Raw genomic sequence first — 20,582 nt, 5'->3', positions numbered from 1 at the left:
AAAAGGCTCCGCGAGGAGCCTTTTTTATCAGGTAGAGAAGTAATTACAGTGATTTAGTGAAGGTTCGGGTAATCACATCCTGCTGCTGCTCTTTAGTCAGTGAGTTGAAGCGTACAGCGTAACCGGAAACGCGAATGGTCAGCTGCGGATATTTCTCTGGATGTTCCATCGCATCCAGCAGCATTTCACGGTTCATAACGTTAACGTTGAGGTGCTGACCGCCTTCGATGCTGGCTTCGTGATGGAAGTAACCATCCATCAGACCGGCAAGGTTGGTTTTCCGCACGTTATCATCTTTACCCAGCGCGTTTGGTACGATTGAGAAGGTATAGGAGATACCATCTTTTGCGTAGGCAAACGGCAGTTTCGCGACGGAAGTCAGCGAGGCAACTGCACCTTTCTGGTCACGACCATGCATCGGGTTAGCACCTGGTCCAAACGGCGCGCCAGCGCGACGTCCATCTGGTGTGTTACCGGTTTTCTTACCATATACCACGTTCGAGGTAATGGTCAGAACAGACTGCGTCGGCACGGCATTACGATAGGTGTTCAGCTGCTGAATTTTCTTCATGAAGCGTTCAACCAGATCGCAGGCCAGGTCATCTACCCGTGAGTCGTTGTTACCGAACTGCGGATATTCGCCTTCAATGTCGAAGTCGATGGCCAGACCATCTTCGTCACGAATCGGTTTCACTTTGGCATATTTAATGGCAGAAAGTGAATCCGCAGCGACGGAGAGACCCGCGATACCACAGGCCATGGTGCGGTAGACATCCCGATCATGTAAGGCCATCAGTGCCGCTTCGTAGCTGTATTTATCATGCATGTAGTGAATGATGTTCAGCGAAGTCACATACTGTTTTGCCAGCCAGTCCATGAAGTGATCCATACGCTCCATGACGGTGTCGAAATCCAGTACGTCGTCGCTGATTTTGTCGCCTTTCGGTCCAACCTGCATTTTCAGCTTTTCATCCACGCCGCCGTTGATTGCGTAGAGCAGCGTTTTCGCCAGGTTGGCACGTGCGCCAAAGAACTGCATTTGTTTGCCGACAATCATCGGGCTCACGCAGCAGGCGATTGCGTAGTCATCATTGTCGAAATCAGCACGCATCAGGTCATCGTTCTCATACTGCAAAGATGAGGTATCGATAGAGACTTTAGCGGCATATTTTTTGAAATTAATCGGCAGTTTTTCTGACCACAGGATGGTCATGTTCGGCTCAGGTGAAGGACCCATGGTGTAGAGGGTATTCAGGAAGCGGAACGTACTTTTTGAGACCAGGGTACGGCCATCAACGCCCATACCTGCCAGGGATTCTGTTGCCCAGATTGGGTCACCTGAGAACAGCTCATCATATTCAGGTGTACGCAGGAAGCGAACCATACGCAGTTTCATCACCAGATGGTCAATCAGTTCCTGAGCCTGCTCTTCGGTCAGTTTACCGGCTTTAAGGTCACGTTCGATGTAAACATCAAGGAAGGTCGAGACGCGGCCAAATGACATGGCAGCACCGTTTTGTGATTTAACTGCAGCCAGGTAGCCATAGTAAGTCCACTGTACTGCTTCAACCGCATTGGTAGCCGGACCGGAGATGTCATGGCCATATTTTGCTGCCATCTCTTTAATCTGGGCCAGCGCACGATGCTGATCAGAAATCTCTTCACGCAGACGAATAGTCGCTTCCAGATTAACGCCATTCTCTAAATCTTCCTGCAGTGAGGCGAACTGAGCGAATTTATCCGCCATCAGGAAATCGATGCCGTACAGCGCCACACGACGATAGTCACCGATAATACGGCCACGGCCATAAGCATCAGGAAGGCCGGTCAGGATACCTGATTTACGGCAGCGCAAAATGTCCGGGGTATAAACATCGAACACGCCCTGGTTGTGCGTTTTGCGATATTCGGTGAAGATTTTTTTCAGTGAAGGGTCGAGTTCACGGCCATACACTTTGCATGATCCTTCGACCATTTTGATGCCGCCATAAGGAATGATGGCGCGTTTTAATGGCGCTTCGGTCTGCAGACCAACAATTTTTTCCAGTGGCTTAATGATGTAACCCGCGTCGTGCGAGGTAATGGTTGAGGCGAGATCGGTGTCGAAGTCGACTGGCGCGTGGGTGCGGTTCTCAATTTTGATGCCTTCCAGCACGCTTTCCCACAGTTTGGTGGTCGCTTCGGTGGCACCCGCCAGGAATGACTCGTCACCTTCATATGGGGTGTAGTTTTTCTGAATGAAGTCGCGCACATTGACGCTATTCTGCCATTCGCCTTCAGCAAATCCTTCCCATGCTGAAGCCAGTTTTGCATTAAGTTCGGTCATAATATACCTGCCTTATATGAGGAGACTTTACGGTCGGGCACAGCCAACTTCCTGTGCCGTCAAAAATGCGTTTAATGAACCTGGTCACCTTTACGGAGATAGATAACCCAGTAGGTCAACCCAACCAGAACGCCGCCGCCGATAATGTTTCCGATGGTCACGGGAATCAGGTTGTCGATAATAAAGTTACTGAGGGTCAGCGAGTGAAACTGTGCCGCCGTGGTGCCAGCTGCCTGCCAGAATTCAGGTGTCGCGAAGTCACGAATAGCAATGGCATAGGGTATAAGAAACATGTTGGCGATACTGTGTTCGAAACCGCTTGCGACAAACATCGCAACAGGCAGAATCATCACGACCAGCTTATCGGTCAGGGTGCGGCCTGAGTAACTCATCCAGACGGCGAGACAGACCAGCAGATTGGCTAATGTACCCAGACAAACCGCCTCTATGAAGGTGTGATGCATCTTGTGGTCGGCGGTTTGCAGGACATTTAATCCCCAGGCACCATTCGCGACCATGTGCTGTCCGGCAAACCACATCAGGGCGACAAAGAAGAGTGCACCTGCAAGGTTACCGGCGTAGACGTTAATCCAGTTGCGGGCCAGCTGTCCCCAGCTGATGCGGCCACTGGCTTTGGCGACAACGATTAATACAGTAGAGGTAAAAAGGTCGGCACCACATACCACGACCAGCATTAAGCCGAGTGAAAAGCAGATACCTCCAATCAGTTTGGCTATGCCATAGGGCATCGCGCCGCTACCGGTGGTCGCTGTAATATAAAAAACGAATGCGATTGAGATAAATACGCCGGCGTTTATTGCCAGAAAGAAGGTCGTAAAAGGATGTTTGGTTGCTTTATAGATACCCGCGTCTTCGGCCACTTTCGCCATCGCGGCGGGTAATAAAAGATTAAAAGGGTTGTCAGTTTTCACACTAACTTACTCCTGAAGTTGTCTGAAAAAATACTAACAAAGGAGTATAGGTCAGTAATTGATATGGATCATGTTTGCCAGGGTGGTAACCCACTGGTCGCAAATTAATGAGAAAGTAATGAGTTAAATAACTGAATATAAACAAATAAATTTATTTTAAAAATACAAAAATATTTTAATATAAAGTGATGCGCCACTTTTTTTGTTCAGGCTGTGTTATTAATTAATGGCTTATATGTTAATTAAAATGATGTGATGTAATAGGAAGGAATTTTAAAGTAGCTAATGTTTCATAGAGAAAGTAGGGAATGATGGCACCAGATAAATCCAGTGCCATGGTTAGCCGTCTGCTTTCAGTCTGACGCGTTATGGTTTACGCGTTTTTCCAGTAGTGACGTTTGGCGTTTTGCAGTTTTTCGTAGGCGGCAAGCAGAGACTGATGGGCCGGGAAGGCCTGCAGTTCATCATCAACAGCCTGGAGGCCATTAAACGGATTCTCACCACTGATCGCGGCGGAGGCTGCTTCCATTGCGCTCTCACCATACATCCGCAGGAAAGCGTGATGATACTGCAATGGATCACGCTCATCTTCCATAGCCAGTAACAGCAGGGTCTGCAGGCAACGATAGTAGTTAGCGCGCTCTGGCGTAAAGATTGAGCTGTTAAACTCCATCGTCCATTCTGTCCAGATCAATGCCTGATCCAGATCGCCGCCCGCCAGCGCCAGCATCGCTTTTAATTCGCCAACACGCAGCGTGTACCAGCCATTGTCTTTACCGGTCGCCAGACCCAGCAGCTCACGAACGCGGGTGAAGTCATCAAAGCCTTCATCATCAAGCTGTCCAATCAGATCCAGATACTCTTCCGGATTCCAGTTGCTGTCAGGCAGGGCCAGCAGGGTTTCACGCATGCCCGCTCCCATGCTGTTGTTCGCCAGGAACAGATCTTCTGCCGGGTAGATATCAGACATGCCTGGCACGATGATGCGGCAGGCATAGACACCAAGATGTTCGTAGTCTGCAATATAGACTTCCTGATCTTCCGAGGCGAAGATTGCCATCAGCGTGGCGAATTCCTGTTCGGTGCTGCCCGCGAATGACCAGTCGACAAAAGGATAATCCGCAGTTTCTTTAAACAGATCCCAGGAGATCAGGCCGCTTGAATCGATGAAGTGTGTTTCAAGGTTGGCATGCTCAGCCACTTCTTCGTCATCAAAGGTCGGTGGGGTAAACACATCCAGATCTTTGAGGCTTCGGCCCTGCAGCAACTCGGTAACGGTACGCTCCAGCGCCACACCGAAATCAGGGTGAGCACCAAATGAGGCAAAACAGGTTCCGTTGGTTGGGTTAAACAGCACCACGCAGATAACCGGATATTTACCGCCGAGAGAGGCGTCATAAGCGAAAATCGGGAAGCCTTCCGCTTCAAGACGTGCAATGGCTTCGATCACCTCAGGATAACGCTGCATCACGTCATCAGGAATCGCAGGCAGGCTGATCGCTTCAGCAATAATGCGGTTTTTAATGTAGCGCTCAAACACTTCAGACAGCCCCTGAACACGCGCTTCATTCGCGGTATTACCTGCCGACATGCCGTTTGAGACATAGAGGTTGCCGATAATATTCATCGGGATATAGACAGTCTGCTGGTCGGACTGACGGGTAAAGGGCAGGGCGCAGATACCACGTTCAGTATTCCCGGACTGCAGATCGATCAGGCCGGAAGCCGTCAGGGCATTATCGGGATCGTAAAATGCGCGCAGGCGTGGATCCAGAATACCTTCAGGTAAGGACTCATCATCAGGTAACGCAAACCATTTTTCATTGGGATAGTGAACAAAATCGCCGTTAGCGATCTTTTTTCCCAGCCAGAAGTCAGCAAAAAAATAGTTAGTTGAGAGACGCTCGAAATACTCGCCAAGCGCGGAGGCCAGCGCCGCTTTTTTACTGGCGCCCTTGCCGTTGGTAAAACAGAGCGGGCAATCGCGGTCGCGGATATGCACTGACCAGACATGGGGGACAGGATTCAGCCAGGATGCTTCTTCAATGTTAAAGCCAAGATCCTGCAGCTTGTTCTGGAAACGCGCAATGGAGTCTTCCAGTGCGGCATCTTTGCCCGGGATAAATGTTTGCGTCATAGTGCCGCTCTCTCAGTTGTCATAGGGTGCGTAAAGCGCGCAATGATACGGATTTTGCTAACAGACCGCTATCAGGGCGGGACATTTTTACCGGCTTACTTTACCGGCTTACTTTTCATCACTTCTGCTCTCAGGCCAAACGCGAATTAATGGCGCTGGATAAAGCCTCACAAAATTCCGCGCAGATTTGCATTGGTAACATAACCTCCGGCGAGCCAGATTCAGAAAATGTGACCGCTCCCTGATTTATGATTGCAGCTATCAGAATGCAGTGATAAAACCGGATGGTTATTCATAACCGTTCGATATGACAGTGGTGAGGGGAAATGACGCAAGTTTATAATTTTAGCTCTGGCCCGGCGATGCTACCGGTTGAAGTGCTTCGTCGTGCAGAACAGGAACTGACGAACTGGCGCGGTCTGGGTACCTCTGTAATGGAGATCAGTCACCGCAGTAAAGAGTTTATTCAGGTGGCTGAAGAAGCGGAGCAGGACTTCCGTGATCTGCTAAAAATACCGTCGAATTACAAAGTTTTATTCTGTCATGGTGGGGCGCGTGCGCAGTTCGCTGCCGTACCGGGAAATCTGCTGGGTAAAGCGACCAGTGCCGACTATGTTGATGGCGGTTACTGGGCGCATAGCGCAATAAAAGAAGCGGAAAAGTATTGTTCCCCACGCACGCTGGATGTCAAAACAACGCGCGACGGTAAACGAGCCATCCTGCCAATGAGCGAATGGGAGGTGAGTGAGACGTCCGCTTACCTGCATTTCTGCCCGAATGAAACCATTGATGGCATCGCGATTGACGAACAGCCCGACTTTGGCAGTAAAACCGTTGTTGCTGATTTCTCATCCACCATTCTGTCACGCCCTATCGATGTGAGTCGTTACGGTGTGATTTATGCGGGTGCGCAGAAAAATGTGGGCCCGGCCGGATTAACGCTGGTTGTCGTTCGCGAAGATCTGCTGGGTCAGGCGCACGCCTCTGTGCCCTCAATCCTCGATTACAAAGTGCTGGCCGATAACGATTCGATGTTTAACACCCCGCCGACTTTTGCGTGGTATCTCTCAGGGCTGGTGTTTAAATGGCTGAAAGAGAAGGGCGGTGTCGCTGAAATTGATCGTATCAATCAGGCAAAATCTGACCTGCTTTATGGCGTAATCGATCACAGTGGCTTCTATCGTAATGATGTGGCAACAGAAAACCGCTCACGCATGAACATCCCTTTCCAGCTGGCCGATGCTTCACTCGATGCGCTGTTCCTGGAGGAGTCTTTTAAGGCGGGATTACACGCGCTTAAAGGCCATCGTGTAGTAGGCGGTATGCGCGCCTCTATTTATAATGCGATGCCGCTGGAAGGTGTGAAGGCCCTGACCGATTTCATGGTCGATTTTGAACGCCGTCACGGCTGATTATTAAGATATCAGCATTGATGCTGATGCCAGACCTCGTCACACGGCGAGGTCTCTGTATTTTTTGAGGATTTCGTTTCACATGCAGGACTCCCTGACTCTCCAACCGATTGCGCGCGTCAACGGCACGGTAAATCTGCCCGGCTCAAAGAGCGTTTCCAATCGTGCATTGCTGCTGGCTGCTCTGGCTAAAGGTACAACCCGTCTTACCAACCTGCTCGACAGCGACGACGTTAAGCACATGCTGAACGCGCTGACCGCGCTTGGTGTAAGCTATACGCTTTCCAGCGATCGCACCCTGTGTGAAGTGACGGGAAATGCCGGGCCACTGCACGCATCTCAACCGCTGTCACTGTTTCTGGGCAATGCCGGAACCGCAATGCGTCCGCTGGCCGCGGCACTTTGTCTGGGCCAGCACGATATCGAACTGACCGGCGAACCCCGCATGAAAGAGCGTCCAATCGGGCATCTGGTTGACGCACTTCGTCAGGGCGGAGCAACCATTGAGTACCTGGAAAACGAAAACTATCCGCCGCTGCGTTTACGCGGTGGTTTTACCGGGGGTGAAGTCAGTGTGGATGGCAGCGTTTCCAGCCAGTTCCTGACAGCGCTGCTGATGACCGCGCCGCTGGCACAGCAGGATACCTGCATCACCATCAAAGGTGATTTGGTGTCGAAACCTTACATCGATATTACCCTTAATCTGATGCAGTGCTTTGGCGTCGAGGTTGAGAATCAGAACTATCAGCGCTTCCTGATCAAGGGACAGCAACAGTATCAGTCGCCGGGTGATTACCTGGTTGAAGGCGATGCCTCTTCCGCTTCCTATTTCCTGGCCGCTGCCGCTATAAAAGGCGGAACGGTTCGCGTCACCGGGATTGGACGCCAGAGTGTGCAGGGTGACATCCGGTTTGCTGACGTGCTGGAAAAGATGGGCGCGACGATTGAGTGGGGCGATGATTACATTGCCTGTACGGCCGGCAAACTGCAGGCCATCGATATGGACATGAACCATATTCCGGATGCTGCAATGACCATCGCGACTACGGCGCTATTTGCAGAGGGCACCACCCGGTTACGCAATATTTATAACTGGCGGGTAAAAGAGACCGATCGACTGAGCGCAATGGCCACAGAGCTGCGTAAAGTCGGGGCAGAAGTCGAAGAGGGTCATGACTACATCCGCATTACGCCGCCAGCGACGCTGATTCATGCGGATATTGGCACCTACAATGACCACCGCATGGCGATGTGTTTCTCTCTGGTTGCACTTTCTGATACCCCGGTGACCATTCTCGATCCTGGCTGTACTGCAAAAACCTTCCCGGACTATTTCGTTCAACTGGCTAAAATCAGCCAGAGCGCCTGATATCTTCCCTTCCGGTGCGGTTCGCACCGGAACTCCCCTGATTTTATCTGGCTGTAACAGGCCAGAGATCCTCTGAATTGACTAAGATTACGAACCTGATCAGTGCGAAAGGGTAACCAAGCCGTGCTATGCAGCGTATAATGCTAGTCATTAATGGTGACCGAAAGGTCAGGAAGCACGCAGCAACAGGAGGGAATAATGACAGTAACTGCCCCGGTCATAACTATTGATGGGCCAAGTGGAGCGGGAAAGGGAACCCTGTGCAAAGCGATGGCGGAATCGCTGCAGTGGCATCTGCTGGACTCCGGTGCTATTTATCGCGTGCTGGCGTTGGCCGCATTGCATCATCAGGTGGAGATTGAATCTGAAGAAGCGCTGGTGCCGATTGCTGCTCACTTGGATGTGCGCTTTGTGTCACAAAATGGTGAAATGCAGGTCATACTTGAAGGTGAAGATGTCACCGGTGAAATCCGTACTCAGGAGGTCAGCAACACCGCTTCTCGTGTTGCCGCTTTTCCCCGGGTACGCGAAGCATTATTGCGCCGCCAGCGCGGTTTCCGCGAGATGCCGGGCCTGATTGCTGATGGCCGTGATATGGGCACCGTGGTTTTTCCGGATGCGCCAGTGAAAATTTTCCTTGATGCCAGCCCGGAAGAGCGTGCTCAGCGCCGTATGCTACAGTTGCAGGATAATGGCTTTAATGTTAACTTTGACCGCCTTTTAGCCGAGATAAAAGAACGCGACGACCGCGATCGTAATCGCGCAATTGCGCCTTTAGTAGCCGCTGGCGATGCATTGGTTCTGGACTCTACCGAGATGTCTATCGATCAAGTCATTGAAAAAGCGCTACAATATGCCCGCGAGAAGCTGGGTATTACGGCTTAACTGAATCTACCACCCTGTACCATGGATCCGGTGCCGGGCATGTGAAACAACCCCATCCGACATGAAGTCAGATGGACGTTAAATTGAAGAATCCTGAAGATTATCAATATGACTGAATCTTTTGCTCAACTATTTGAAGAATCCTTAAAAACAATCGAAACCCGCCCGGGTTCTATCGTTCGTGGCATCGTCGTTTCTATCGACAAAGATGTCGTTCTGGTTGATGCGGGTCTGAAATCTGAATCTGCAATTCCTGCAGAGCAGTTCAAGAACGCAGCCGGCGAACTGGAAATCCAGGTAGGCGACGAAGTTGATGTTGCTCTGGATGCAGTGGAAGACGGCTTCGGTGAAACCCTGCTGTCCCGTGAGAAAGCTAAGCGCCATGAAGCATGGATCACGCTGGAGAAAGCTTACGAAGACGCTGAAACTGTTACCGGTGTTATCAACGGCAAAGTTAAAGGCGGCTTCACAGTTGAGCTCAACGGTATCCGTGCGTTCCTGCCAGGTTCACTGGTAGATGTGCGTCCGGTGCGCGATACGCTGCACCTGGAAGGCAAAGAGCTTGAATTCAAAGTGATCAAGCTGGATCAGAAACGCAACAACGTCGTGGTTTCACGTCGTGCGGTTATCGAATCCGAAAACAGCGCAGAGCGCGATCAGCTGCTGGAAAACCTGCAGGAAGGCATGGAAGTCAAAGGTATCGTTAAGAACCTGACTGACTACGGTGCATTCGTTGATCTGGGCGGCGTTGATGGCCTGCTGCACATCACTGACATGGCATGGAAACGCGTTAAGCATCCAAGCGAAATCGTCAACGTGGGCGACGAAATCACCGTTAAGGTGCTGAAGTTCGACCGCGAGCGTACCCGTGTTTCTCTGGGTCTGAAGCAGCTGGGCGAAGATCCATGGGTTGCTATCGCTAAACGCTATCCGGAAGGCACTCGCCTGACCGGTCGTGTTACCAACCTGACTGATTACGGCTGCTTCGTGGAAATCGAAGAAGGCGTTGAAGGTCTGGTACACGTGTCTGAAATGGACTGGACCAACAAAAACATCCATCCGTCTAAAGTTGTTAACGTAGGCGACGTGGTTGAAGTTATGGTTCTGGACATTGACGAAGAGCGTCGTCGTATCTCCCTGGGTCTGAAGCAGTGTAAATCTAACCCATGGCAGCTGTTCGCTGAGACGCACAACAAAGGCGATCGTGTTGAAGGTAAAATCAAGTCAATCACTGACTTCGGTATCTTCATCGGCCTGGATGGCGGCATCGACGGTCTGGTTCACCTGTCTGACATCTCCTGGAACGCGACTGGCGAAGAAGCCGTTCGTGAGTACAAAAAAGGCGACGAAATCGCTGCCGTTGTACTGCAGGTTGATGCAGAGCGCGAGCGTATCTCTCTGGGCGTTAAACAGCTGGCAGAAGATCCGTTCAACAACTACATCACTTTGAACAAGAAAGGTGCCATCGTCACCGGTAAAGTGACTGCAGTTGATGCTAAAGGTGCTACAGTTGAATTAGCAGACGGCGTTGAGGGTTACCTGCGCGCTTCTGAAGCTTCACTGGACCGCATTGAAGATGCAACTCTGGTTCTGAACGTTGGCGACGACGTTGAAGCTAAGTTCACCGGCGTTGATCGTAAAAACCGTGTCGTAAGCCTGTCTGTCCGTGCGAAAGACCAGGCTGATGAGAAAGAAGCTATCAATACTGTTAACACCAAACAGGAAGAAGGCAATTTCTCTAGCGCTATGGCTGAAGCGTTCAAAGCGGCTAAAGGCGAGTAATCGGCCTGAAGCACCGGGTGGGCAACCACCCGGTTTCGGTAAAAGCTGTCATACATTCCCATAGGGATAAACCGGAGGTTACATGACCAAGTCAGAACTGATCGAAAGACTGGCGGGACAGCATACTCATATACCGGCGAAAGTCGTTGAGGATGCAGTAAAAGAGATGCTTGAGCACATGGCCACTACGCTGGCACAGGGCGAACGCATCGAAATCCGGGGATTCGGCAGCTTTTCTTTGCACTATCGCGCTCCGCGTACTGGACGTAACCCGAAAACGGGTGACAAAGTGGATCTGGAAGGTAAATACGTTCCCCACTTTAAGCCAGGCAAAGAGCTGCGCGATCGCGCAAATATCTACGGCTAAGCCGATACCGAACCAGATAAACGACATCTCCGGATGTCGTTTTTTTTTGCCTGCGATTCAGGCTCAGATCTGACATCCGGATTGCTGTCATCAACACTGCAACGCCGCACTCTCTTTGTGAGAGCGCTCCAGCCTGCCTGATCATCCGCTGTTACTTTTACCTCCTTTGCCCAGAATAATCGAACTGAATCAATGGATACGATTATGCTGACATGGACCGTTCTGGCGCGACTGGCGATCGTTGCAACGTTACCGCTAATGCTGATGGCCCGGCTGCCTTCCGGTGAGGTGATGTGGGGCTTCCTCCTCACAGGACTGGCTCTGCTGCATTGCCCTTACCAACCCGTCCGTCTGGCCGGTATTACTCTGCTGTTGCTGGCATGGGCCTGTAACGACGCCCGTCTGATAGTGCGGGATATCGAAAAGTTCTCGGCGCGTCCTGCCACCTACACCCTTCAGATCAGTGAACTGCGGAAAGAGCGGAAGCAAATCCGGGTTCGTCTGCTGAAAGAGGAGGGCAGGATGATTTTTCCGCCTCGCTTTGCCTGGATCTGGTTTGATGCTGATCCGGAGGTCTACTGTCCAGGACAACGCTGGACGATGCAACTACGTCTGCGACCGGTACATGCCCGCCTTAATGAGGGCGATTTTGATGCGCAGCGTTTTGCACTGGCTAATAATACGCCGCTTCAGGGACGAATCCTTAAGCAGACTGCGGTAAGCGATCGCTGTGATAGCCGCTGGCGATTTATTTTATGGCATCGTGACAGGACCCGTGCAATGCCTGCACGTGCAACGCTGGAGGCACTGGCTTTTGGCATTCGGGATGAGATGAGCCAGCAGACGCGTCAGCTACTGCGGGATACCGGTACCGCGCATCTGATGGCGATATCGGGCATGCATATCGCCCTGGCCGCCAGCACCGGCTGGATGATTGCGCGTGGGGTGCAATTTATCTTGCCAGCCCGTTATATCAGCTATCTTTTCCCCCTCATCGTGAGCTGGCTGTTTGCTGCAATCTATACCTGGCTCTCTGGTGCACAGCCTCCCGCAGAGCGTTCGCTGCTTGCCCTGACGCTATGGGCAATAACACGGTTTGCGGGAGTTCAGCTGAATAGCTGGCAGGTCTGGACGTTCTGTATTGCGTTGCTGCTGGTAACCGACCCGCTGACCGTGCTCTCAGACAGCTTCTGGCTCTCGGTACTGGCTGTCGGCATGCTGCTGGTCTGGTATCACTGGTTCCCGCTGCCCGCGTCGTTCCGTCAGCAACGGCGCTGGATTCCGGTACAATTGCTGCATTTACAGGCGGGCATGATGATTTTAATGGTGCCGTTGCAGGTGGCGATTTTCAACGGTATCAGCCTGACTGCGCTGGTGGCAAATGTTGTCGCGATTCCGGTCGTCTCGTTTATTACCATGCCACTGGTGACGCTCGCCCTGCTGCTGCCGGTGGCGCATTTATCTGGCTTCTTCTGGGGAGCGGCCGATCTCTCTTTACGAGCACTGTTTCATTGCCTGACGTTGCTGCCACCAGGCTGGTGGCCGCTGAGTGGCACAACCTGGTTTACGGTTATGGTATGGGGCGGTCTGATTCTCTGGCGTGCGCAGCTCTTCTTCTCTCTGCCACTAAGCAGCTGCGCGTTAGCGCTGGCGATGATACTGAGTCGCCAGCCAAATCCGGAGCAGGGCTGGCGCATCGATATGCTGGATATCGGGCACGGTCTGAGTCTGGTGATCAGCCAGGGCGACGAGGCGGTGATGTATGACACCGGCCCGCGCTGGCAGAACGATAATGCGGGGAGTCGGGTGATCATTCCATGGCTGGAGCGCAGGCAGTTACGGTTAAAACAGGTCATCCTGAGTCATAAACATCTGGATCATACTGGCGGGCTGGAGGCGATTACTCAACGCTGGCCAGCGGTTGAAGTCAGAAGTACGCTGGCTGATGAGGCACACTTACCCTGCGTACGGGGCACGCAGTGGCGCTGGCGGCAGCTCCACTTTCGGGTGGTCTGGCCGCTGACGGCACCCCTGCCGGGCGGAAATAATGACTCCTGTGTGGTGATCGTCGATGATGGTCAGGTCCGGCTGATGTTAACCGGTGATATTGAAGCGAAAGCGGAACGCCAGCTGGTGGCGCTGGAGAAGCAGGGGCTGAAGGTCGATATTCTGCAGGTCCCGCACCACGGTAGCCGGACGTCGTCGACCTCATTGCTGCTGCGTAAAGCCGCAGGCCACACCGCTATCGCCTCGCTGGCACGCTACAATGCATGGCGCATGCCCGCGAAAAATGTGCTGGAAAACTACCGAACGGCCGGTTTTCAGTGGCTGGATACGGGCCAGTCAGGACAAATCAGTATCAGGATAGAGCAGGGCAGAGCGCAGGTTTCTACCCTGCGGGAACAATTAATGCCCCGTTGGTATCATCAGTGGTTTGGCGTCAAACGCGAATCCAGGTAGAATGGCCGGCTATTTCCAACAGCGTGAATAAATAATGCATCAAGATAAAGATCTCTCTACGTGGCAGACGTTTCGCCGACTCTGGCCGATGATCGCGCCTAATAAAGCGGGATTAATTGCGGCCTCAGTCGCCCTGATTATTAATGCTGCGGGCGACGCCTTAATGCTCTCACTGTTGAAACCGTTACTGGATGATGGTTTTGGTAAAGCTGACAGATCGGTGATGCTATGGCTGCCGTTAGTGGTTATTGGCCTGATGCTGGTACGCGGAGTTACCAGTTATATCTCCAGCTACTGCATCTCCTGGGTCTCTGGCAACGTCGTGATGAACATCCGCCGTCGTCTGTTCAGCCATATGATGGGCATGCCGGTTTCGTTTTTCGACCAGCAGTCAACCGGCACCCTGTTGTCACGCATTACATACGATTCTGAGCAGGTCGCCTCCTCTTCTTCGGGCGCGCTGGTCACCGTAGTGCGTGAAGGGGCTTCCATTATTGGCCTGTTTATCATGATGTTCTACTACAGCTGGCAGCTGTCGCTGATCCTGATTGTACTGGCACCTATCGTCTCCTTTGCTATCCGCACCGTCTCTAAGCGCTTCCGCACCATCAGCAAAAGTATGCAGAACACTATGGGGCAGGTGACAACCAGCGCAGAACAGATGCTGAAAGGGCACAAAGAAGTGCTGATTTTTGGCGGACAGGACATTGAATCGGAGCGCTTTTCCCGCGTCAGTAACCGGATGCGTCAGCAGGGAATGAAACTCGTTTCAGCCTCCTCCATTTCCGATCCGATTATTCAGCTGATCGCGTCGCTGGCACTGGCTTTTGTGCTCTATGCCGCCAGCTTCCCCAGCGTCATGGATACCCTGACAGCCGGTACCATCACCGTGGTCTTCTCCTCGATGATTGCCCTGATGCGCCCGCTTAAGTCTCTGACCAACGTCAACGCCCAGTTCCAGCGTGGGATGGCGGCCTGTCAGACACTGTTCTCTATTCTGGATAGTGAGCAGGAAGTGGATAACGGTACGCGCGAAATCACCCGTGCTAAAGGGGATATTGAATTCCGTGATGTCACCTTTACCTACCCAGGCCGTGAAATTCCGGCACTGCGTAATATCAATCTGTCGCTGCCGGCAGGAAAAACGGTGGCGCTGGTGGGCCGTTCCGGTTCCGGTAAGTCTACGATGGCGAGCCTGCTGACCCGCTTTTATGATATCCAGCAGGGCGAAATCCTGCTGGACGGTCATGATCTGCGTGAGTACAGCCTGCGCTCATTGCGTAATCAGGTGGCGCTGGTGTCACAGAATGTGCACCTCTTCAACGACACGATTGCCAATAACATCGCGTATGCCCGCAGTGAGCAATACAGCCGTGAAGAGATCGAGCAGGCGGCCACCATGGCGCATGCCATGGACTTTATCAATAAAATGGATAAGGGCCTGGATACGATGATTGGCGAGAATGGCGTGCTGTTATCTGGCGGTCAGCGTCAGCGTATTGCCATTGCCCGTGCACTGTTACGAGATTGCCCGATCCTGATCCTCGATGAAGCCACCTCGGCGCTGGATACCGAGTCTGAACGCGCGATTCAGTCTGCACTGGATGAGTTGCAGAAGAACCGTACCTCGCTGGTAATTGCGCACCGACTCTCTACCATCGAGAAAGCGGATGAAATTGTGGTAATTGAAGATGGTCAGATTGTTGAACGCGGTACGCATCAGGTGCTGTTAGCAGAACGCGGCGCCTATGCACAGCTGCACAAGATGCAATTCGGCCAATGATTGAACGTATCTGGAGTGGTCGTTCACCGCTATGGTTACTGCTATGGCCATTCAGCCTGCTGTATGGTGCGATCACGGCCCTGATACGCTTCAGTTACAGGCGCGGCTGGCGTAAAAGCTGGCGTGCGCCTCTGCCGGTCGTGGTGGTGGGTAACCTGACTGCCGGCGGGAATGGAAAGACGCCGGTGGTCATCTGGCTGGTCGAGGCGTTACAGCAGCGCGGCCTGCGCGCTGGCGTGGTCTCCCGAGGATATGGCGGTAAGGCGGACCACTATCCCTTGCTGGTCACGGCGCAGACCCCCACCGAACAGGCCGGGGATGAGCCGGTATTGATCGCCCAGCGCACCGGGGCGCCGGTCGCGGTCGCCCCTCAACGGCGACGGGCGATTGAGGCGTTACTGAAACAGGGTTCGCTGGATGTGATCATCACGGATGATGGCCTGCAGCATTACGCCCTGCAGCGCGATCGCGAGATCGTGGTGGTTGATGGGGTCCGTCGTTTTGGTAATGGCTGGTGGTTGCCTGCCGGTCCGATGCGTGAACGTGCCGATCGTCTGCAGCAGGTCGATGCCGTGATCATTAACGGCGGCGAAGCACAGCCCGACGAGATTGCCATGCAACTTCAGCCCGGGCTGGCCACCAATCTGCTGACCGGTGAAACCTGCCCGCCGGAGCAACTGGGTGCGGTAGTCGCCATGGCCGGTATTGGTCATCCCCCGCGTTTTTTCACCACGCTGAAACAGCAGGGTATAACGCCGGTCGCAGAGATCGCCTTTGCCGATCATCATGCCTACAGCAAAGATGAACTGACCCGATTACTCCAGGCGGGTCAGCAACTGCTGATGACCGAAAAAGACGCGGTGAAATGCCGTCACTTTGCCCAGCCTGACTGGTGGTATTTGCCGGTCGATGCCCATTTAACTGGTAATGCCGTGACGCCGTTACTGGATGACATTGAACAACTCTGCCGCCATATTTCCTGATACCCGCCCCCGTTCAGGTGAAGCCTGATAAGGAAGAGGATGAACAGTACGCATTCACTTTCGTTACAGCAAGCACGCCACCTTCATCTCGCCGCGCAGGGCCTGCTGCGAACTCCGGCAAAACGTGCTGTTTATCAGGATCTGATTGACTGCATTTCCCGCATGTCGCTGCTGCAAATCGATACCATTCATGTGGTGGCCCGTAGTCCGTATCTGGTGCTGTTCAGTCGCCTGGGGAACTATCCTCAGGCATGGCTGGAACAGGCTCTGGCACAGGGCGAACTCTTTGAGTACTGGGCGCACGAAGCCTGCTTTATTCCCCGTGCCGATTACCGACTTCTTCGTCATCGCATGCTGTCGCCGGAACGTCTGGGCTGGAAATACAATGCGCAATGGGTCGCTGAGCACCAGCAGGCCATTGCCGAATTACTTCAGCAGATCAGAGACAACGGCCCGGTACGCGCCGCCGATTTTACCCATGCCGATAACCCGAAGTCAGGCTGGTGGGCATGGAAACCGCACAAACGTCATCTGGAGAATCTCTTCAGCGCCGGTGAGCTGATGGTCACCGAACGCCGTAATTTTCAGCGCGTCTACGATCTGCGCAGCCGCGTGATGCCCGACTGGCAGGATGCGATACATGGCATCAGTGAAGCGGAGGCGACCCGTCAGATGCTGATGAATAGCGCCCGCAGCTTAGGGATTTTCCGCGCGGCCTGGCTGGCGGATTACTATCGCCTGAAGCGGGCACCCGTGAACAACTTTATCGCTGACGCCCAGGCTGCGGGCGATCTGGTCGCCGTCAATACAGAGGGACTGGGTGAGATGTGGCTGCATCGTGACTACGTGCCGTTGCTGGATACGCCGCTGCAGGCGACGCACAGCGCGCTGCTGTCGCCGTTTGATCCGGTGGTCTGGGATCGCAAGCGTGCGCGTGAGCTGTTCAATTTTGACTACCGTATTGAGTGCTATACCCCAGAGGAAAAACGCAAATTTGGCTATTTTGTTTTGCCCATCCTCCATCGCGGCCAGATAAAAGGGCGGCTGGATGCCCGCATGCTGCGTCAGGCAAAACAGCTGGAGATTAAAAATATCTGGCTGGAGGAGAAGACCCGCGTTACGGCGCGATTTTTGCTGGATATCCGGCGTGCTATCGAACGCTTCGCGACGTGGCAGGGTGCTGAAAGTGTCGCTATCCTGCAGGCACCCGACGCGCTTAACGATCAGTGGCCAGCCCTGTGGACGCTGGATTAATCAATTTTGCGGCAGCCGCTGCGGGATGGCGTTTTACCCCATCCCGCACGCGCCGCGCTATGGTATGCTTGAATCCTTAAGCATTCGGTCCCTGATGGAGGACATATGGATCATCGTTTACTCGAAATCGTTGCCTGCCCGGTTTGCAATGGCAAACTCTACTTCAACAATGCTCAACAGGAGCTGATCTGCAAACCTGATGGCCTGGCCTTCCCGGTCCGGGACGGCATTCCGGTGCTGCTGGAAACCGAAGCCCGCACGCTGTCAGTTGAAGAGATTCATCCATGAGTTTCACCGCTATCATTCCTGCGCGTTATGCGTCAACCCGCTTACCCGGCAAGCCGCTGCTCGATATCCACGGTAAACCGATGGTCGTGCATGTAATGGAGCGGGCCCGTGAATCGGGTGCCAGCCGGGTCATTGTTGCCACCGATCATCCCGACGTGGCGCAGGCAGTGGAAGCGGCAGGCGGCGAAGTCTGCATGACGCGCGCCGATCACCAGTCTGGCACTGAGCGACTGGCGGAAGTGATCGAAAAATATCACTTTGCCGATGATGAAATCATCGTAAACGTGCAGGGCGACGAGCCAATGATTCCGGCCGAGATTGTGCGTCAGGTGGCGACCAATCTGGCGGGGTCGGCGGCCGGGATGGCAACGCTGGCGGTGCCAATCACCGATGTGGAAGAAGCCTTTAATCCGAATGCGGTGAAAGTCGTCATGGATGTGAATGGCTACGCACTCTATTTTTCACGGGCGACTATCCCCTGGGATCGTGAACGGTACGCCGCATCGCGCGAGCAGATCGGTGATACGCTGCTGCGCCACATTGGCATCTACGCCTACCGTGCTGGTTTTATTCGCCGCTATGTCGCCTGGGCGCCTTGTCCTCTGGAACAGATTGAGCTGCTCGAGCAACTGCGTGTTTTATGGTACGGCGAAAAAATTCATGTCGCCGTCGCGAAAACCATTCCCAGTGTGGGTGTGGATACGCCAGACGATTTGCAACGCGTTCGTGATGCCATGCAGGCCTGACAAACGGGGAGCCTGTCTCCCCGTTTCAGCGCAACGTTCTTGATCCGCCGCTAAACTTATCTCCAACACTTCCTTCAGGATATTGTGATACTCATCTGAGGAGGATGCCGCATGGAACAGCTTAAATCGGAACTCACGCTGGCGCTGGGTGAAACCATCAGCCGCCTCGAAATGATCAGTGAACATCCACCCACCCGGCTTTATGCGTTATACGATCGGGACGGGCGCCCCATGCCGGTGGTGGCGAAATATTTTCGTCATCAGGGCCGGGCGGCGATGGAAGCCAGAAAGCTGGCGCTGCTGGGCCAGGCCGGACTGATCGCCGTGCCAGCGGTCTATGGTCTGGTGATGAGCCAGCAGCCGCCGGTGCATGAAATGCTCCTGCTGGCGCGACTGAATGGCGTGACGGCGGAAGCGCCTGCGCGGGATGCTCAGCGCTGGCAACAGTTTTGCGAACAGGTGGTTGAGGGAGTGCTGGCCTGGCACCGGCTCGACAGCCATGGCCTGGTCGGTACGGTGGACAGCACGCAGCAGAACAGCTGGCCCGCCTGGTATGCACAACGGGTTGAAGTGCTATGGGCGACCCTGAGCTATCTGCGTCCTCCAGCCTTTACGCTGGAAGATCGTCAGATTCTGTTTCGCTGCCGGGCACGACTGGCGCATCTGTTTCGCGGCTTCGACGATCCCTGCGTGATGGTTCACGGCAACGTTCAGCTGCAGAGCATGCTGAAAGATAGCCGCAGTGACCAGTTAATCGCGATGACACAGCCGGGCACCATCCTCTGGGCACCCCGTGAATACGATCTTATCCATCTGGATACCTCGCCTGCAGAAACGGCGCTGCTGCACAGCTACCTGCAACGGGCGCCGGTTTCAGAGGGTTTTGTCTGGCGTCGGTGGGTTTATCAACTGTGGGACTGCATTGAGCATCTGGTACAGACCGGCACGTTTAATCGTCCGCGTTTTGACCATGCACGCGCGCAATTACTTCCCTGGCTCGGCTGAGTCCGATTCCTCGCCTTTCAGCCGTTGCAATAGTGTGCCAAGCGTTTCGTAGACCGCACGTTCGCTGTGACTCAGCCAGATCGATGAGGGTATCGCCCGTTCCCATCCATTCAGCGGTGACGTAATCGCCAGCTGATTAGCGGGAGCGGCCATCGGCTTCAACCCGATCGCGTGGAAAAAGCGTATTGCCCGCGGCATATGATTCGCGGATGTGACCAGCAGAAACGGGCGATCGCCCACCACGGTTTTGACCGCCTGCGCTTCATCCGCGGTGTCGCGGGGCTGGTCGAGAATCTGAATATGTTCGCGGGGAACGCCCAGACTTTCCGCCACCTGTGCCGCCACCCAGGCACTACTCTTTGGATTGGTGCCGCCCGCTGCGCCGGTAAAAATCAGGGTCGACTCAGGATTCCGCTGCCACTGACGAACGCCTTCTGCTACACGCGGCAGACTGTTATTCAGCAGGTTCGAGCTGGGCGCCCATGCCGGGTTAAAGGTATAGCCTCCGCCCAGCACCACAATGAAGTCCACCTTCTCTGATCCGTTCCAGGTCGGATAGCGGCTATCCAGCGGCAAAAGCAGACGATCGGCCAGCGGTTGCAGGCTCAGCAGCAGCAGTAACAGCCAGCTGACGGAGATCACGGTTTTGCCGCTTTTCTGCCAGCCAGTAAACCAAAGCAGTAAAATGCCAAGCGCCATCAGCAAAAGCAGAAACGGCAGGGGTAAAAGCAGCCCGCCGATAACTTTTTTAAGGGTAAATAACATCAAAAAAGAGTCCTGTTGTCCGAAAATAGAGCACCCGGAAGGGAAGATGGGGATGAAAGGTTCATTCTTCTGGTGCCTGTGACAAAAT

At 53.6% G+C, this 20,582-nt stretch carries 16 protein-coding genes; 12 read left to right on the top strand and 4 right to left on the bottom strand.

Features of this window, described 5'->3' with window-relative positions; genetic code table 11:
* Nucleotides 1–43 precede the first annotated feature (43 nt).
* The 3 genes from pflB to ycaO all read right to left on the bottom strand — a co-directional run bounded on the left by pflB (nucleotide 44) and on the right by ycaO (nucleotide 5,395).
* Nucleotides 44–2,326, bottom strand: coding sequence for a formate C-acetyltransferase (gene pflB / locus OK412_RS11555; protein ID WP_033771264.1), 2,283 nt, complete (start codon nucleotides 2,324–2,326; stop codon nucleotides 44–46).
* Nucleotides 2,327–2,397: 71 nt separating this feature from the next.
* Nucleotides 2,398–3,258, bottom strand: coding sequence for a formate transporter FocA (focA, locus tag OK412_RS11550; RefSeq protein ID WP_010254939.1), 861 nt, complete (start codon nucleotides 3,256–3,258; stop codon nucleotides 2,398–2,400).
* Between the two features lie 373 nt (nucleotides 3,259–3,631).
* Nucleotides 3,632–5,395 (bottom strand): 30S ribosomal protein S12 methylthiotransferase accessory factor YcaO, encoded by a 1,764-nt coding sequence (gene ycaO / locus OK412_RS11545; protein WP_010254940.1) that lies wholly within the window; start codon nucleotides 5,393–5,395, stop codon nucleotides 3,632–3,634.
* A 326-nt stretch (nucleotides 5,396–5,721) separates the two neighbouring features.
* Between ycaO and serC the strand changes: the two genes are divergently transcribed.
* From serC to OK412_RS11485, 12 genes are all read left to right on the top strand, one after another.
* Nucleotides 5,722–6,807 (top strand): 3-phosphoserine/phosphohydroxythreonine transaminase, encoded by a 1,086-nt coding sequence (gene serC, locus OK412_RS11540; protein WP_010669757.1) that lies wholly within the window; start codon nucleotides 5,722–5,724, stop codon nucleotides 6,805–6,807.
* Between the two features lie 82 nt (nucleotides 6,808–6,889).
* A complete protein-coding gene (aroA, locus tag OK412_RS11535; protein WP_010254943.1) occupies nucleotides 6,890–8,176 on the top strand; it encodes a 3-phosphoshikimate 1-carboxyvinyltransferase in 1,287 nt (428 codons plus the stop codon).
* A gap of 198 nt (nucleotides 8,177–8,374) precedes the next feature.
* A complete protein-coding gene (gene cmk / locus OK412_RS11530; protein ID WP_010254946.1) occupies nucleotides 8,375–9,061 on the top strand; it encodes a (d)CMP kinase in 687 nt (228 codons plus the stop codon).
* A gap of 108 nt (nucleotides 9,062–9,169) precedes the next feature.
* Nucleotides 9,170–10,843 carry a 30S ribosomal protein S1 gene (gene rpsA / locus OK412_RS11525; protein WP_003849352.1) on the top strand — a complete coding sequence of 558 codons (1,674 nt, stop codon included), beginning with the start codon at nucleotides 9,170–9,172 and terminating at the stop codon, nucleotides 10,841–10,843.
* Between the two features lie 82 nt (nucleotides 10,844–10,925).
* Nucleotides 10,926–11,210: an integration host factor subunit beta gene (ihfB, locus tag OK412_RS11520; RefSeq protein WP_003849360.1), complete on the top strand. Its 285-nt coding sequence runs from the start codon at nucleotides 10,926–10,928 to the stop codon at nucleotides 11,208–11,210.
* Between the two features lie 204 nt (nucleotides 11,211–11,414).
* Nucleotides 11,415–13,670 (top strand): DNA internalization-related competence protein ComEC/Rec2, encoded by a 2,256-nt coding sequence (locus OK412_RS11515; protein WP_264353184.1) that lies wholly within the window; start codon nucleotides 11,415–11,417, stop codon nucleotides 13,668–13,670.
* A 34-nt stretch (nucleotides 13,671–13,704) separates the two neighbouring features.
* Nucleotides 13,705–15,453 carry a lipid A ABC transporter ATP-binding protein/permease MsbA gene (gene msbA / locus OK412_RS11510; protein ID WP_010669759.1) on the top strand — a complete coding sequence of 583 codons (1,749 nt, stop codon included), beginning with the start codon at nucleotides 13,705–13,707 and terminating at the stop codon, nucleotides 15,451–15,453.
* Nucleotides 15,450–16,436: a tetraacyldisaccharide 4'-kinase gene (lpxK, locus tag OK412_RS11505; protein ID WP_010254951.1), complete on the top strand. Its 987-nt coding sequence runs from the start codon at nucleotides 15,450–15,452 to the stop codon at nucleotides 16,434–16,436. The genes msbA and lpxK overlap by 4 nt, the downstream gene beginning before the upstream one ends.
* Nucleotides 16,437–16,475: 39 nt before the next feature.
* A complete protein-coding gene (locus OK412_RS11500; protein WP_033779483.1) occupies nucleotides 16,476–17,690 on the top strand; it encodes a winged helix-turn-helix domain-containing protein in 1,215 nt (404 codons plus the stop codon).
* Between the two features lie 105 nt (nucleotides 17,691–17,795).
* Nucleotides 17,796–17,978, top strand: coding sequence for a Trm112 family protein (locus tag OK412_RS11495; RefSeq protein WP_003849374.1), 183 nt, complete (start codon nucleotides 17,796–17,798; stop codon nucleotides 17,976–17,978).
* Nucleotides 17,975–18,724, top strand: coding sequence for a 3-deoxy-manno-octulosonate cytidylyltransferase (gene kdsB / locus OK412_RS11490; RefSeq protein ID WP_122458952.1), 750 nt, complete (start codon nucleotides 17,975–17,977; stop codon nucleotides 18,722–18,724). Before OK412_RS11495 ends, kdsB begins: the two co-directional genes overlap by 4 nt.
* A gap of 111 nt (nucleotides 18,725–18,835) precedes the next feature.
* Nucleotides 18,836–19,729 carry a fructosamine kinase family protein gene (locus OK412_RS11485; RefSeq protein WP_033771276.1) on the top strand — a complete coding sequence of 298 codons (894 nt, stop codon included), beginning with the start codon at nucleotides 18,836–18,838 and terminating at the stop codon, nucleotides 19,727–19,729.
* Here the strand turns inward: OK412_RS11485 and elyC are convergent.
* Nucleotides 19,709–20,494 carry an envelope biogenesis factor ElyC gene (gene elyC / locus OK412_RS11480; RefSeq protein WP_264353183.1) on the bottom strand — a complete coding sequence of 262 codons (786 nt, stop codon included), beginning with the start codon at nucleotides 20,492–20,494 and terminating at the stop codon, nucleotides 19,709–19,711. The two genes, OK412_RS11485 and elyC, sit on opposite strands and share 21 nt — an antisense overlap.
* Nucleotides 20,495–20,582: the final 88 nt, after the last annotated feature.

Source organism: Pantoea sp. JV6 (assembly GCF_025910055.1).
Taxonomy (GTDB): Bacteria; Pseudomonadota; Gammaproteobacteria; order Enterobacterales; family Enterobacteriaceae; genus Pantoea; species Pantoea agglomerans.
This window is presented reverse-complemented; position numbering and strand designations above follow the sequence as displayed.